Annotated in this window: 13 protein-coding genes and 3 tRNA genes; 8 read left to right on the top strand and 8 right to left on the bottom strand. The window is 37.9% G+C overall.

Annotated elements, in window-relative coordinates; genetic code table 11:
- Positions 1-23: 23 nt before the first annotated feature.
- The gene (locus B9T35_RS12590; protein ID WP_086191461.1) at positions 24-779 is read right to left on the bottom strand and encodes a DeoR/GlpR family DNA-binding transcription regulator; all 756 of its coding nucleotides are present in this window, start codon (positions 777-779) and stop codon (positions 24-26) included.
- 438 nt (positions 780-1,217) lie between these two features.
- Here B9T35_RS12590 and B9T35_RS12595 point away from each other — a divergent pair, with 438 nt between their 5' ends.
- Complete coding sequence (locus tag B9T35_RS12595) at positions 1,218-2,537, top strand: MFS transporter (protein WP_086191462.1); 1,320 nt, start codon at positions 1,218-1,220, stop codon at positions 2,535-2,537.
- A 137-nt stretch (positions 2,538-2,674) separates the two neighbouring features.
- On the top strand, positions 2,675-3,103 hold the full coding sequence (locus tag B9T35_RS12600; RefSeq protein ID WP_086191463.1) for a hypothetical protein: 429 nt from the start codon (positions 2,675-2,677) through the stop codon (positions 3,101-3,103).
- Positions 3,104-3,149: 46 nt separating this feature from the next.
- Here the strand turns inward: B9T35_RS12600 and B9T35_RS12605 are convergent, their stop codons facing one another.
- Entirely contained in the window at positions 3,150-3,830 is a 681-nt protein-coding gene (locus B9T35_RS12605) for a class I SAM-dependent methyltransferase (RefSeq protein ID WP_086191464.1), read from the bottom strand.
- 81 nt (positions 3,831-3,911) lie between these two features.
- Positions 3,912-4,760, bottom strand: coding sequence for a bifunctional methylenetetrahydrofolate dehydrogenase/methenyltetrahydrofolate cyclohydrolase FolD (gene folD / locus B9T35_RS12610; protein WP_086191465.1), 849 nt, complete (start codon positions 4,758-4,760; stop codon positions 3,912-3,914).
- A 152-nt stretch (positions 4,761-4,912) separates the two neighbouring features.
- On the opposite strand from folD, the gene B9T35_RS12615 reads away from it, so the two are divergent.
- The 3 genes from B9T35_RS12615 (at position 4,913) to B9T35_RS12625 (ending at position 5,932) form a co-directional block, all read left to right on the top strand.
- Positions 4,913-4,986 (top strand) — tRNA-Cys (locus B9T35_RS12615).
- Between the two features lie 11 nt (positions 4,987-4,997).
- Positions 4,998-5,083: transfer RNA gene (locus tag B9T35_RS12620), tRNA-Leu, on the top strand.
- 117 nt (positions 5,084-5,200) lie between these two features.
- Entirely contained in the window at positions 5,201-5,932 is a 732-nt protein-coding gene (locus tag B9T35_RS12625) for a hypothetical protein (protein WP_086191466.1), read from the top strand.
- A 68-nt stretch (positions 5,933-6,000) separates the two neighbouring features.
- On the opposite strand, the gene B9T35_RS12630 is transcribed toward B9T35_RS12625, so the two are convergent.
- Positions 6,001-7,767 (bottom strand): alkaline phosphatase D family protein, encoded by a 1,767-nt coding sequence (locus tag B9T35_RS12630; RefSeq protein ID WP_086191467.1) that lies wholly within the window; start codon positions 7,765-7,767, stop codon positions 6,001-6,003.
- 204 nt (positions 7,768-7,971) lie between these two features.
- On the opposite strand from B9T35_RS12630, the gene B9T35_RS12635 reads away from it, so the two are divergent.
- Positions 7,972-8,057, top strand: a tRNA-Leu gene (locus B9T35_RS12635).
- 421 nt (positions 8,058-8,478) lie between these two features.
- On the opposite strand, the gene B9T35_RS12645 is transcribed toward B9T35_RS12635, so the two are convergent.
- The 4 genes from B9T35_RS12645 to rlmE form a co-directional block, all read right to left on the bottom strand.
- Entirely contained in the window at positions 8,479-8,799 is a 321-nt protein-coding gene (locus B9T35_RS12645; RefSeq protein ID WP_086191469.1) for a DUF5713 family protein, read from the bottom strand.
- Between the two features lie 278 nt (positions 8,800-9,077).
- Positions 9,078-9,929 (bottom strand): dihydropteroate synthase, encoded by an 852-nt coding sequence (folP, locus tag B9T35_RS12650; protein ID WP_086191470.1) that lies wholly within the window; start codon positions 9,927-9,929, stop codon positions 9,078-9,080.
- A 158-nt stretch (positions 9,930-10,087) separates the two neighbouring features.
- On the bottom strand, positions 10,088-11,977 hold the full coding sequence (gene ftsH, locus B9T35_RS12655) for an ATP-dependent zinc metalloprotease FtsH (RefSeq protein ID WP_086191471.1): 1,890 nt from the start codon (positions 11,975-11,977) through the stop codon (positions 10,088-10,090).
- A 132-nt stretch (positions 11,978-12,109) separates the two neighbouring features.
- A complete protein-coding gene (gene rlmE / locus B9T35_RS12660) occupies positions 12,110-12,760 on the bottom strand; it encodes a 23S rRNA (uridine(2552)-2'-O)-methyltransferase RlmE (RefSeq protein ID WP_086191472.1) in 651 nt (216 codons plus the stop codon).
- 197 nt (positions 12,761-12,957) lie between these two features.
- On the opposite strand from rlmE, the gene yhbY reads away from it, so the two are divergent.
- The gene (gene yhbY, locus B9T35_RS12665; protein WP_086191473.1) at positions 12,958-13,281 is read left to right on the top strand and encodes a ribosome assembly RNA-binding protein YhbY; all 324 of its coding nucleotides are present in this window, start codon (positions 12,958-12,960) and stop codon (positions 13,279-13,281) included.
- 21 nt (positions 13,282-13,302) lie between these two features.
- Complete coding sequence (locus B9T35_RS12670) at positions 13,303-13,842, top strand: DOMON-like domain-containing protein (RefSeq protein WP_086191474.1); 540 nt, start codon at positions 13,303-13,305, stop codon at positions 13,840-13,842.
- The last annotated feature ends 258 nt before the right edge of the window (positions 13,843-14,100 follow it).

Here is a 14,100-nt window from a genome sequence, read left to right on the forward strand (position 1 = left end):
AGCAAAAAATTGAGGATTAACATTCAAACAATAACGATTGAAACATTACTCTTTTCTATTAACTGCATATATTTTTCATTCGGGCTTTCATCAGTAAAAACACATTCAATTTCAGATAATTCTCCTAATCGCATCATTGCATTTCGACCAAACTTACTATGATCCGCTGCAAGAAAAACATGTTTAGAGTGCCGAATAATAACTTGAGAAACGCTCACTTCTTGATAATCAAAATCAAGCAATGTTCCCTCTTCATCAATCCCACTAATGCCAATCAAGGCATAATCTACCTTGAACTGCCTAAAAAACTCCGATGTTGCTTGCCCAATAACACCACCATCTGGTCGCACCCGACCACTGGCAATCAAGACTTCAAAATTTTCTTTCGCACTTAAAATTCTTGCCACATTCAGATTATTGGTAATCACTTTCAAACCTTCGTGCTGTAATAAAGCTTGTGCGATCGCTTCTGTGGTTGTTCCAATATTAATAAAAATTGAGGCATGATTAGGTATGGCTAAAGCCACAGCATGCGCAATTCTTTGTTTAGCTTCCGAATGATGACTTACACGCATCGTATATTCTGTATTAGTCACACTCGAACCTATGGCAGCGCCGCCGTGATAACGTTTTAACAAACCCGCTTCTGCAAGTTGATTAATGTCTCTACGAACAGTTTGAGGCGTCACGTTAAAATGCTGTGCCAATTCATCAATACTGATATATCCACGGACTTTAACCCTTTCAAGAATCTGTTGTTGTCGCATGACCAAGCTCATGTTATTTCTCTTATGATATTTTATTTTCGAAATCGAACATTTAATGTATGAGTTGTATCTGATTCCGTCAATAGTCGTATGGCTAAATCATTTTGAACTTTCACACCTATGCTAAAGAATACTTTTCAACCAATTGAATTTTCAATATAAATTTAATAAATATCGTTATAAATCGTGCTTATAAATATAACAAACAATTGCTTATCTATACTTTATTTAAACTTTAGATTATTAACTCCATCTACACCAACATTTCCACACACCCATTAAGACCAAAGTCTAATAAAAGTGCTTTAGATGCGAGCGTATAAGATCTTTGTAATTTTTTGTTTCTCCCTTCATTACTTTTCAAATTATATTTTTTAAGTTTCCTGATTAGATTTTCTACATAGAGAATTTAAAGAATATATTTTGCCAACATTCTTCTGGAGAATTGTTGTGTCAAATTCATCTCCTCAAATTGATCCTTCTCAACTTGATAATAAAACTCGTTTTAAATCTATCCTCGGTGGCTCTGCAGGTAACTTAGTCGAATGGTACGATTGGTACGTTTACGCAGCTTTCACTTTATATTTCGCGCCACAATTCTTCCCCGATGGTGATGACACTGTAAAATTATTACAAGCAGCGGCTGTATTTGCATTGGGCTTTTTAATGCGTCCCATTGGCGCATGGGTCATGGGGATTTATGCAGATCGTAAAGGTCGTAAATCAGGTTTAACGCTGTCCGTATCTTTGATGTGTGTCGGTTCACTCATCATTGCTTGTGCTCCAACCTATTCATCTGTAGGCATGCTTGCACCTGCATTACTCCTCTTTGCACGTTTGCTACAAGGTTTAAGTGTTGGTGGTGAATATGGTTCAAGCGCAACATACTTGACTGAAATGGCGGGTAAAAACCACCGTGGTTTCTTCTCGAGTTTCCAATATGTAACGCTTATTTCAGGACAATTACTTGCCCTTTGTGTCCTTATTATTTTACAACGCACACTGACTGAAGGTCAGCTTTCAGAATGGGGATGGCGCATCCCATTCCTTATTGGTGCATTATTGGCTGTAGTTGTATTTTGGATTCGTCGTGGATTGGTTGAAACTCAATCTTCAAAAGAAGCCCAAGAACAAGCAAAAAATGGTGGCCCCAAATCTGGCGCATTGGCTCTATTCACGAAATATCCAAAACAAGCCTTTACCGTGATTATGTTGACTGCAGGTGGTACGCTTGCTTTTAATACCTTCACAACTTATTTGCAAAAATATTTAGTCAATACTTCAGGTTTTGAAAAAACTACAGCAACGGAAATTACCACTGCGGCTATTTTTGTCTTCATGTTATTACAACCTGCCGTTGGTGCACTATCGGATAAAATTGGTCGTAAACCGATTATGATCACTTTTGGTGTATTGGGTGTTCTATTTACTATTCCAATTTTTAACGGTTTAGGTTCAACCACCAATCCAACCACTGCATTCATGTTATGTATGAGTGGTATGGTCATTGTAACGGGTTATACGGCAATTAATGCAGTCGTAAAAGCGGAACTATTCCCTGCACACATTCGTGCCTTAGGTGTGGCTTTACCGTATGCCATTGCCAATACTTTATTTGGTGGTACAGCTGAATTGGTTGCGTTAAGCTTTAAAAATGCAGGTCATGAAAATTATTTCTTTTATTACATTACCTTCATGATTGGTCTTTCACTGATTACTTATATATTTATGAAAGATACCAAAAAACATAGTCTTATTACGGATAATTAAGTCAAATTAATGTCATCACACAGTTTCTCGAATGCTAATTCGAGAAACTGTGTTCTAAAATTCGAGCACATCCAGCATCGTTAAAAATATCCAGCTATGGCATACTCAAATAAACAATAGCACTGGAACTTTCAAAAATGAAAAATATGAAAATATTAGGGTTAGGATGCATCGTATTGGGCTTAGTGGCATGTCAAACCACACCTAGGCAATACAACGGTGTAACGGGCTATCAGATTGAAAATAAAAGTGATAATAGCGCAACTTTAGCATATACCCTTGCAGGACGCTCTGACCGCCAATTGGATGCAGACAAGTTACAACGTGCTTGTCAAAAAGTTTTAGGTGCCAATAAAACCTACAAAATTTCAGTGTTAAGCATCAATGAAATTATGAACCCACAGAAGGCTGAGCAAGATCAAGCAGGTATTCAACTTGGGCATTCACGGACTTCATTTGGTTTATCCAATACACCAAGTTTGACCAATAGTGAAGATTACGCAACACGTCAATCTCTAGAAACGCGCCCAAGCACCTTGCATGTGGTTCGCTATACCTGCTCTTAATTTAGAATACGAATTTAAGATATAAAAACCATATATAAGACGCTAATTATAGCGTCTTATAAAAACTGACATTCCGAAATTCTTTCGATTCATCTAAGTCTGGCCAAGTCGTTGCACTTCGTTCATCTAGTTTTTGATATTTAGGATGACTAAAATTCTTCACACGACTATCTGCCACCCACACTTCTGGTGCAAATTTTAAAAATTCGTCTAAAAAGAAACGATTGCATTGGTCATAAAGTACATCTGCTGCAAGTAACACATCCACCTGCTCGCCTTTGCGCTCTAAAGCATAAAGATCATCTAAATACTCAAGCTCTACATCATTCAGCAAGGCATTTTCACGACATGCATCTAAACTGACTTGATCTATATCACAACAGATCACACGCTTCGCACCTGCCAGTTTAGCTGCAATCGCAACCACACCCGAACCCGCGCCAAAGTCGAGTACAACCTTATCTTTCACGTGGTGTGACTCTGCAAGCAACCACTGTGCCATTGCAAGCCCTGAAGCCCAACGAAAGATCCAATACGGCGTATCATTCCAAATACGACGAATGACTTCATCATCCAAACGATCGGTTGGAAATACGGGGGGAATCAACCACAGTGAAATTGGCGTTTCAGGAAGCTGTTGTGCTAAAAGCTCACAATTTGGAATGACTTCATGTAAGGCTTGAAGTAAGTTTTTCGGAGCTTTAGCCAATTGAAATGCACAACTCATTTGATTTTTTAATTCATTTTAAATTGTTGAAAATCTCCTAACCTCTTCCTTTAAAAGAAAAAGGCTAAGAAGATAGTTGAATTAACCTAGCGCTTTTTCAGCAGCTTCAACCGTTTGACGAATCAACGTGGTAATTGTCATTGGCCCCACACCACCTGGAACAGGCGTGTAAGCAGAAGCAATCTCTTCAATGCCCACCAATTGAATATCACCGACACCGCCGCCATCACGTGGATGGAAACCCGCATCAACAACAACAGCACCTTGCTTAATCCAATCTTTTTGAATCAATTCAGCTTTACCGACAGCACCCACAACGATGTCTGCTTGTTTCACCAACTCAGCAAGATTTTTTGTACGTGAATGACAAATCGTCACTGTTGCATTTGCTTGAAGCAACATCATTGCCATGGGTTTACCCAAAATTGCAGAACGTCCCACTACAACTGCATGCTGTCCTGCAATTTGAATATTATTCTCTTTTAGGATGGTCATAATGCCTGCTGGAGTAGCAGAGCCATAAGCGGCTTCACCCATTGCCATACGACCAAAACCAAGGCAAGTTACGCCATCTACATCTTTCGCCAATGAAATAGCATCAAAACATGCACGTTCATCAATTTGCTCCGGAACTGGATGTTGTAGAAGAATACCGTGTACATCTGGGTTGGCATTCAATTTTTCAATTTCAGCCAAAAGTTGCTCAGTTGTGGTTTCTTTACCTAACTCAACTTTTAATGAATCCATGCCTACACGACGGCAAGCATTGCCTTTCATACGAACATAAGTCGCAGATGCGCCATCATCACCGACCAAAATAGTCGCAAGAATTGGGGTGCGACCTGTTTTTGCTTTTAACGCTTCTACACGTGTTAGCAAGTCAATTTCAATTTGTTTTGCCAATGCACGACCATCTAAAACTAATGCCACGGCACATCTCCAGAGTAGATATGAATCAATTTTGCAAATAATACATGATAATTTAGGCAAATTTATTCTATATGCCGATTTTATGTGCATATACACCATGAATAGTATTGTTTTTTTTTCAAAGATTGCTAATATGTGCATCACCAAGAGATGGCGGGGTGGCAGAGTGGTCATGCAGCGGACTGCAACTCCGTGTACGCCGGTTCGATTCCGACCTCCGCCTCCAATCTTGTTAATGCCCGAGTGGTGAAATCGGTAGACACAGGGGATTTAAAATCCCCCGCCCACAAAGCGTGCCAGTTCGAGTCTGGCCTCGGGCACCATTTTAATACTTCTTAAAATGGTGCAATAAAATTACCAGCTTAATGCTGGTTTTTTTATGCCTGAAATTCCTCTTCTTTTTGATTACAATACATCATCCACTTCCTGACCTTCTCAATATGATCAATAACAAACAAGTTTCTCTCTATCTACAACAATTACAGGCTGAATACCCTCAAGCCTTTAAGAGAAATTATTTGTTTTATAGTCAAATCAAAACCAAAGGTATGTTAGATGAACTGAAAGAATTGATTCCCTGGATACTTGCTGCGATGATTTTCGTGAGTATTTCGATAAGCCTTAGTCTTTTTATCGAACAACGTTTCCCACGATTTGATACTTTTCAAGCCAGTGCTATTGCTGTCTTGGCGATCATGTTATTTTTTATGTTGATTGTTCCAATCATTATTAAACAAATTAAACACAGCTCCGTACATTTATACCAACAATTGAGCAACAGCCCTTTAAAAATTGCTGTGGTTATTTTACTACAAGCAGTCAATTTTGCTTTTATTCAGAGTTTCCTTTTACAAGCTGTATTATTCTTCCTTGCGATCAGTTTTGGATTTGTCCGTTTTTATAAAGAAAATATGTTCCGTGAACACACCAAAGATACAGATTATTACAATCTTCAACAAATCCGTAGAGTTTGCTTTTGGTCATATAAACAAGCAGTAAAATTAAAAGTAAGACTTAGCTTAACGCCGAAAAAATCAACTGAATATGCCGTCTTTAAAAAACAATTAGCTCAAATTTCAGAGTTACACGTTCAGCTCATCCAATATGAAAATGAATTATGCAGAACTTATAAATTTGTAGACTTAGATGCCTATATGGACAGTTTAATGTAAAAACCGAGCACGATGGCTCGGTCAGAATTAACGATACAACTAAAAAGATAAGCCTAGAATATTAAGAGTTAAGCACTTTTTAATGTTGATTTTACATCAGTCAAATTCGTATCTAAGACCAATTGATGAGCACGACTATTATCCACTGCATATTGTTTATCCTTAATCGTATTTACAAATATCCAGTCTGCTTGCATTTTTTGCTCTGTAAAACTCACAGTCAAATAACCACGCTGATTTAAATTGGTATAAGTCAATTCATCAATCAATGTAGAGAATGCCATTTCGAATTGCTGTAATTGCGCCAATGGAATATTTAAATACTTTTCCATACCTGGCGATGACACAGAACTCGTTGCAAGCTCCACTCCAACAAAATCTCCTGATTGGCTATGTAAATCCGCAGACCATGCGTTATGCGTATCCCCTGCCAATACAACAACTTTCTTCTTTAAGCTTTTTAATGTGCCATACAAAATTTCACGTTCAGCATAATAACCATCCCAAGCATCCAAATTATAAGGTGCTACGGTACTAATCCGTGCTTTTTCAGCAACTGTTAAAGTCGGATCTCCTTTCAGTAAGCGAATCTTTAATGTTACAAGCTCAGTAATTTGCGTATTCATTTTTGCCAAAGTATCAGCAGTCGCATTACCACTGGTAATTGCAGACAACGACATTAGCAATTCAGCAGGAATTAGCATCTTCGCCATCAACACCTGTTGTCCCAGTACATTCCAAGTCGCTGTAGATTGCGCTAATTTACCTTGTAACCACTCTCGTTGCGCATACCCCATCAATGTACGAGTAGGACTGGTTAAATCGGCTTGAAAACGCTGAATGTCTAAGCCCTGTGCAGTGATATAGTTTGCATAATCCAATTGTTGGTCGCGCGCTAGAATTCGAGTATCTAACATGGTCAGCTGAACCAATGACCCAAAATTAAACTGACGATAAATATTCAAATGGTCATTTTCAGCCACAGGACGAATCGGCATCCATTCAAAATATGCCTGTAATGCTGCTAACTTTCGGTCGATAAAATTTCCTTCATTGGCTTGATGATTCTCTGCACCATTTTTCCAAGCATCATTCGCAAGCTCATGATCATCCCAAATTACAATAAATGGATGACGTTGATGCACCGCTTGTAAGTCTACATCTGTCCGATATAAAGCATAGCGTTTACGATAATCATCGAGTTTAATAATTTCTTTATTATTATCTAGTGGCAAAGTACGTCCTAATTTCACAGCATCTTCAGTTGCATAACCATCTTGGCCATATTCATAAATATAGTCACCCAAATGAATCACAACATCTACATCTTGCTTGGCCATTTCTTTATATACATAGAAATAACCCGCAGGATAATTTGAGCAAGAACACACAGCAAATTTCACAGACGTTGTTGTTTCAGGCAATGTTTTGGCTCGACCAATTGGAGACGTTACATTGCCATAGCGGAAACGATAATAATAAGTTTGATTCGACTTCAACTTATCCGCATCAATCTTCACTGTAAAGTCTTGAGCTTGTACTGTCTGCACTTTCCCTGAGTTAATGATTTGAATAAATTTATCATCTGTTGCAACTTCCCAAATCACTTCCAATCGTGCTGTTAGATCTTGCGGTGTGAGTCGAGTCCATAAAATCACTTTATCTTTTAGTGGATCACCACTGGCAATACCATGTTTAAATTCTACTTGTACCATTGGCACTGATGTATCTTTCGAATCACCACCACATGCAGTTAAACCCACAGGTAATGATAAAGCCCCAAAACCTGCTAATGACTTTTGAATAAGTTCACGGCGTGAAATTTTAAATGACATAGTCTTTTCCTTTTTATTCCGACCCAACATAAGGAAAAGATATGTAATTTTGATCTCACTTGGATGAATAAATGATGAAATTTAATCCTAATCACAAAAAAGTGGGTTATTTTTAAACTTAAACACATGAATTGATTGAAAAGAAAGCAAATCGTCACAAATAACCTTGCCAAGAGAAAGTCACTCCTTTATTATTGCGCTCATGCCCGAGTGGTGAAATCGGTAGACACAGGGGATTTAAAATCCCCCGCCCACAAAGCGTGCCAGTTCGAGTCTGGCCTCGGGCACCATTTTAATACTTTTTAAAATGGTGCAATAAAAATTCCAGCAATATGCTGGTTTTTTTATTTCTAAATTTCCTTCATAAAACTTATAATAATAAAAGAAACTATTTCGATAAAATTATAATGAAAATGATCGACTCTAAAAACCTAAACATAAATGACATTCCCTTGAAATATCATTTAGACAGCTTTAATCAATTTGCCCTAAGTTTTGAACCACAAAATGATTCGGCAATGCCCTATTTTATTCACATTCCGATATCACAGCCCTTATCTAATCTAGATCATGTAGTGTCTATACGGGCACTGTTATATTCAATACAGCGAATATTAAATAACAGAACGTATGAGTCAGATGAATTCAAACCGAAAATAGAGAAAAGTTATCAAATTTTAAGATTAAAATTACAAAAAAATAGAGAGTGACTTACCACTCTCTATTGGATACCAAACCTTCCATCTCAATTTCCATGTAACCTTTATCCTGCACCACCATCATCATTGCTTCCGCAATATAATCCGCTGCAGTATCATCCAGTGAAGAATCAAGATCTTCAAACTGTGGTTTCATTTCATTGATTTCAACGACCGTCGCATCAGCTAAACGATAAATTTCATCTTCAGAAAAACTTGCTTTTGCATTTGCAATTTTCTTTGCAAATAGTTCAATGTGTTGCTTAACTTCAGCAACCAGAATATCAGGATAATACTCATCATCAAACATTGGGAGAAGTAAGTCATTAAACATATAAACCTACATAAATAAGTATTGCACTAAGCGAGCTTATATAACATAAAGTATACAAATAGCCAAACAGTTATAGCAATTAATTCTCAATAATAGATGAAGCTAAGCAGTTATTGAGCTTTATTTTGAAGATTAAAAACAATATAACTCACTGTTTCATAAAATTTAAATAAAAAATAAAAACCTATATGAAATTATAGAGCTTTATACAGGTTTTTATTATGAGATACCTTATACAACGACGAATAAGATACTCATACTGATTCAGTCTCTTTTTCTTAAGCTTGTTGCATTGCTTGCCACATCAAAATAGCATCATGAGTTGCTTTTACATCATGCGCACGCACCATGCATGCACCCTGCTGAATACTCATTAAATGCGCTGCAACACTCCCCACTGCTCGATGTTGTGCATCAGCACCATTTAAAGCCTCACCAATAAAACGCTTCCGTGATAAAGCTGAAAGAATTGGATAACCCATTTCATTTAACTTATAAAACTCTTGGAGTAGCTTTAAGTTTTGCTGTGCATTTTTCGCAAACCCAAACCCCGGATCAATCATAATATTTTCAGCTTTCACACCTGCTGCAAGTGCATCATCCACTCGCTTTTGAAGTTCGACAATAACTTCTAAAGTAACATCATCATATTGATCTAAATTATTCATTGTCGTAGGCTCACCACGCATATGCATAATCATAATTGGAATGTTCAACGCAGCAGCTGTTGCCAATGCATGTGGTCGAGTTAGCGCACGTACATCATTCCAAATATGCGCACCTGCTTTAACGGCTTCACGAATCACTTGTGGTTCAGATGTATCAATTGAAAGCACAACATCATATTGTGAAAGTGCTTCAACTACTGGAACCACTCGACGAATCTCTTCTTCAATCGAAACAGGTGACGCGCCCGGACGTGTTGATTCCCCACCAATATCTATAACCGTTGCGCCATCCTCAATCATTTGCAAGGCATGTTGAACAGCCTGATCTTTTTCATTATGTGCTCCACCATCACTAAATGAATCAGGTGTCACATTTAGAATTCCCATCACATGCGGCTTAGATAAATCTAAACTCAAACGCCCACATTTTAAAATTTGCTTCGGTAATGGTATTAAGCGCATTTTGAAATTCCCTATTTAAATATGAAGTGAGTGTATCAATTCTTAAAATTTCTAAGTTTATTTTTTCAGATCTAAAGAAATTTAGCATAAAAAAAGAGCCTCTTTTGAGACTCTTTTCGATACTTTATAACTTTTAGATTTTTATCACACTGCAAAAATTAACTTACTGGTAATGGTGGAGGAGTCGATGGACCTTCAGTAGATACTGCATCAATCACTGGATCTTCTGCAATATAAACTTTAGGTGGTTGTGGCTCACGACCTTCCATAATGTCACGGATTTGATCACGATCAATCGTTTCCCATTCCATCAACGCTTTAACCATTGCATGGGCAATATCTTTGCTATTTTCTAAGATCTCACGCGCAACTTTATATTGCTGATCAAGAATACGACGAACTTCCTCATCAACTTGTTGTTGCGTTGCTTCAGAAATAGTACGGCTACCAACATTACCAAAGAAGCCTTGTGCATTTTCATCTTCATAAACCATTACGCCCATCTTTTCAGACATACCGTATTTGGTCACCATCGCACGTGCTGTTTTAGTTGCACGTTCGAAGTCATTCGATGCACCAGTAGACATTTGGTTAATGAATACTTCTTCTGCAATACGACCACCAAAAAGAATAGAAAGTTCATTCAACATCTTATCTTTATAATGGCTTGTTTGATCATGTTCAGGTAACTGCCAAGTTACACCCAATGCCCAACCGCGCGGCATAATGGTTACTTTATGTACTGGGTCCGTACCTGGCAAAGTCTCAGCAACAATCGCATGACCCGCTTCATGATAAGCTGTAGCACGACGTTCTTCTTCACGAATCACCATCGATTTACGTTCAGGACCCATGTACAACTTGTCTTTTGCATCTTCAAAATCATGCATATCGACTGTGTTCTTGTTACGACGTGCAGCAAATAATGCTGCTTCATTTACAAGATTTGCCAATTGTGCACCTGAGAAGCCTGGTGTACCACGTGCAAGAACTTTAACATCCACACCTGTTACAGAAGGTAATTTCTTCATGTGTACATTTAAAATCTGTTCACGGCCTTTAATGTCTGGTAAACCAACCATCACTTGGCGGTCAAAACGTCCCGGACGAAGTAAAGCTTTATCAAGAACATCTGCACGGTTTGTTGCAGCAATGACAATAATACCTTCATTACCTTCAAAACCATCCATTTCAACCAACATTTGGTTCAAGGTTTGCTCACGCTCATCGTGACCACCACCTGTACCTGAACCACGATGACGACCCACTGCATCAATCTCATCAATAAAGATGATACATGGCGCATGGCGTTTCGCTTGTTCAAACATATCACGGACACGGGAAGCACCCACACCCACAAACATTTCTACAAAGTCAGAACCTGAAATGCTAAAGAACGGTACTTTTGCTTCACCAGCAATGGCTTTCGCAAGTAAAGTTTTACCCGTACCTGGAGGACCAACCATCAATACGCCTTTAGGAATACTTGCACCCAGACGCTTAAATTTTGATGGGTCTTTCAGAAAATCTACAATTTCAACAACTTCTTGCTTCGCTTCATCACAGCCCGCAACATCTGCAAATGTTACTTTAATTTGGTCTTCTGAAAGCATTTTTGCTTTTGACTTACCAAAACTCATCGGACCGTTTTTACCACCTGCACCGCCACCCATGTTGCGCATAAAGAACATGAATAACAAAATGATTAAAAGCACAGGGAAGCTTGCGATAAGAAGTTGCATCAACAAACCTTGACGTTGCGGTGCAGTTCCTTCAACAATTACCTTATTTTTAATAAGGTTTGGCATGAGTTCAGGATCTTGAACCGCTGGGCGAATACTTTCAAAATCTGAACCGTTTGTTTTTTCGCCACTTATTCTTTCGCCATCAATGATGACTTGCTTAATTTGCCCAGCATTCACCGCAGCAACAAACTCGGAATAGTTCATTGCAGCTGGCTTATTACGGTCACTGATGTTACTGAAGATAAGAATCAGCACACCCAGTATCACGAGCCACAACACAGCATTTTTGAAGATATCGCTCAAAGCTTTATTCCCATATCAATCTAATTTGATCATGCCCATAATTGGGTGACCCTAACCAAAAGCTAGTAAACAGCTTGTAATAATTTAAAATTGTACAAAATGCACAATTTTTAAGAGCTTGGCAAGCAAACTTTAACGTAAAGCTTTTTTACGTCCCTGTCCAATTAAGAATACTTCTTTTGAACGGGCACGTGATGCCAACGGTTTTGACGTTTTTAGAACCTCAAAGCTATCAACAACCTGCTTACGAAACTCATCAAAACCTGTACCTTGGAAAACTTTTACCACAAATTGCCCTTTTGGTCCTAGAACCTTATTTGCAAAATCTAATGCCAGTTCGCACAAGTAAATTTGACGAGGCTGATCTACTGCCTTATTACCTGATGTATTGGGGGCCATATCTGAAATTACAACGTCTACTTGGCGTCCATTTAAAATATTTAACAATTTTTCGAAAACTTCTTCTTCACGGAAGTCACCTTGCATGAAGGTTACATCGGGTAAAGCATCCATTTCTAAAATATCAGTTGCGATTAATAAACCCTTAGAACCCACGAGTTTACCTGCAATTTGCGACCAACTTCCAGGTGCAGCACCCAAATCAACCACTGTCATACCTGGTTTAATAATTTTATATTTTTCTTGCATTTCAAGCAGTTTATAAGCCGCACGCGCGCGATAGCCTTCTTTCTGAGCCCTTTTTACGTAAGGATCATCTAAGTGCTCTCTCATCCAATCACGACTACTTTTAGATAACTTTTGGTTGGTGATGCGTGTAGCCATATCTCTCTAATACAAATAAATATCTAGCTGTTAATTGTACGTGAAAATTGTTCTCATTGCAGTATACATCTGTATCTAAATTCACTCAGAGATCTCTGTTTTTTTCAAATAAGTACCATCGATTATTTCTATAGTTTTTACAGCGTTTGAACTTGGCATTTGCTATACTAAGTCGTTTTTAAAATTAGGTTATCTTTATGGCGGCTTTATCTATCCAAGAACGTAAACGTTTACGTCAAATCGGACATGCGCTTAATCCTGTAGTTATGATCGGTGGACAAGGCTTAACTGAAAACGTCACTGAAGAAATCAAACGTGCTTTAGAAGATCATGAACTGATCAAAGTTAAAGTGGCTGGTGAAGACCGCGAAGCACGTGTTGCTATTATTGCTGAAATTGCAAAAGCGACTGAATCTGAAAGTGTTCAAACGATTGGTAAAATTGTATTGCTTTACAAACGCGCAGCAAAACAGAACCAAAAACTTTCTAATCTCGTTCGTTTCGCTAATTCAGCAAAATAACTCAGAGTCAGCACATTTAGTATGGCAAGTTACGAACTTAGTGATTTTGATCGCCGCTTTCAGTCTATTTCGTTAGTGGCAGCGATTGAACAAATTGGTGCAAATACCTTGAATGTTGGTTATTGGATTCGTGATCCGAATCAACTCATTCAATATCCAGATTTGGTTACAGCGCATCCGCGTCAAGATTTTTTGTGGGAAAAAACCTGCTTTGAAATCTTCATCGGTGTTCAAGGTGAAGATTTTTATCGTGAAATTAATCTCTCCCCTTCACAAGCTTGGCAGGTTTATCAATTCGAAGAGTATCGTTATCCTGAAGATATGCCTCCTCAACCCGCTTATGATATTGAACTGAATCAATTAAAACGGACGCATTATGGTTTAAGTGTGAGTCTGGATTTAACTGATTTTATGGCAACACATAAACTGAAGTGGGCAAATTTATTTTTAGGATTATCTGCTGTTCTAAAAACCACTGATGGCGAACGTTATTATGCAATGCAGCATAGTAGTCCGCATGCTGACTTTCACAATAAACGTGATTGGTTGCATATTGCTTAGAAAGTAAAAGCAAGAGTCCATGCTTTTGCTTTTAGTTTTATTTGTTTAATATTTTCTGTTCTGCTCTTTAATCATCGAATTCTAAATTCCGCAAACCATTTACAATTTCAAAAAAAATTCAAAAACTCTTTCTAATCGAAAATTAATCCTTCTTATTATCAAACAACTTAATTAAGCTAATCGAATAACGATTCACATCAAACTAAATTCCCAATTTTATCTTATACATTTCTATCTGAACTTCGATTCTATAAATTA

The organism is Acinetobacter sp. ANC 3832, from assembly GCF_002135415.1.
GTDB lineage: Bacteria > Pseudomonadota > Gammaproteobacteria > Pseudomonadales > Moraxellaceae > Acinetobacter.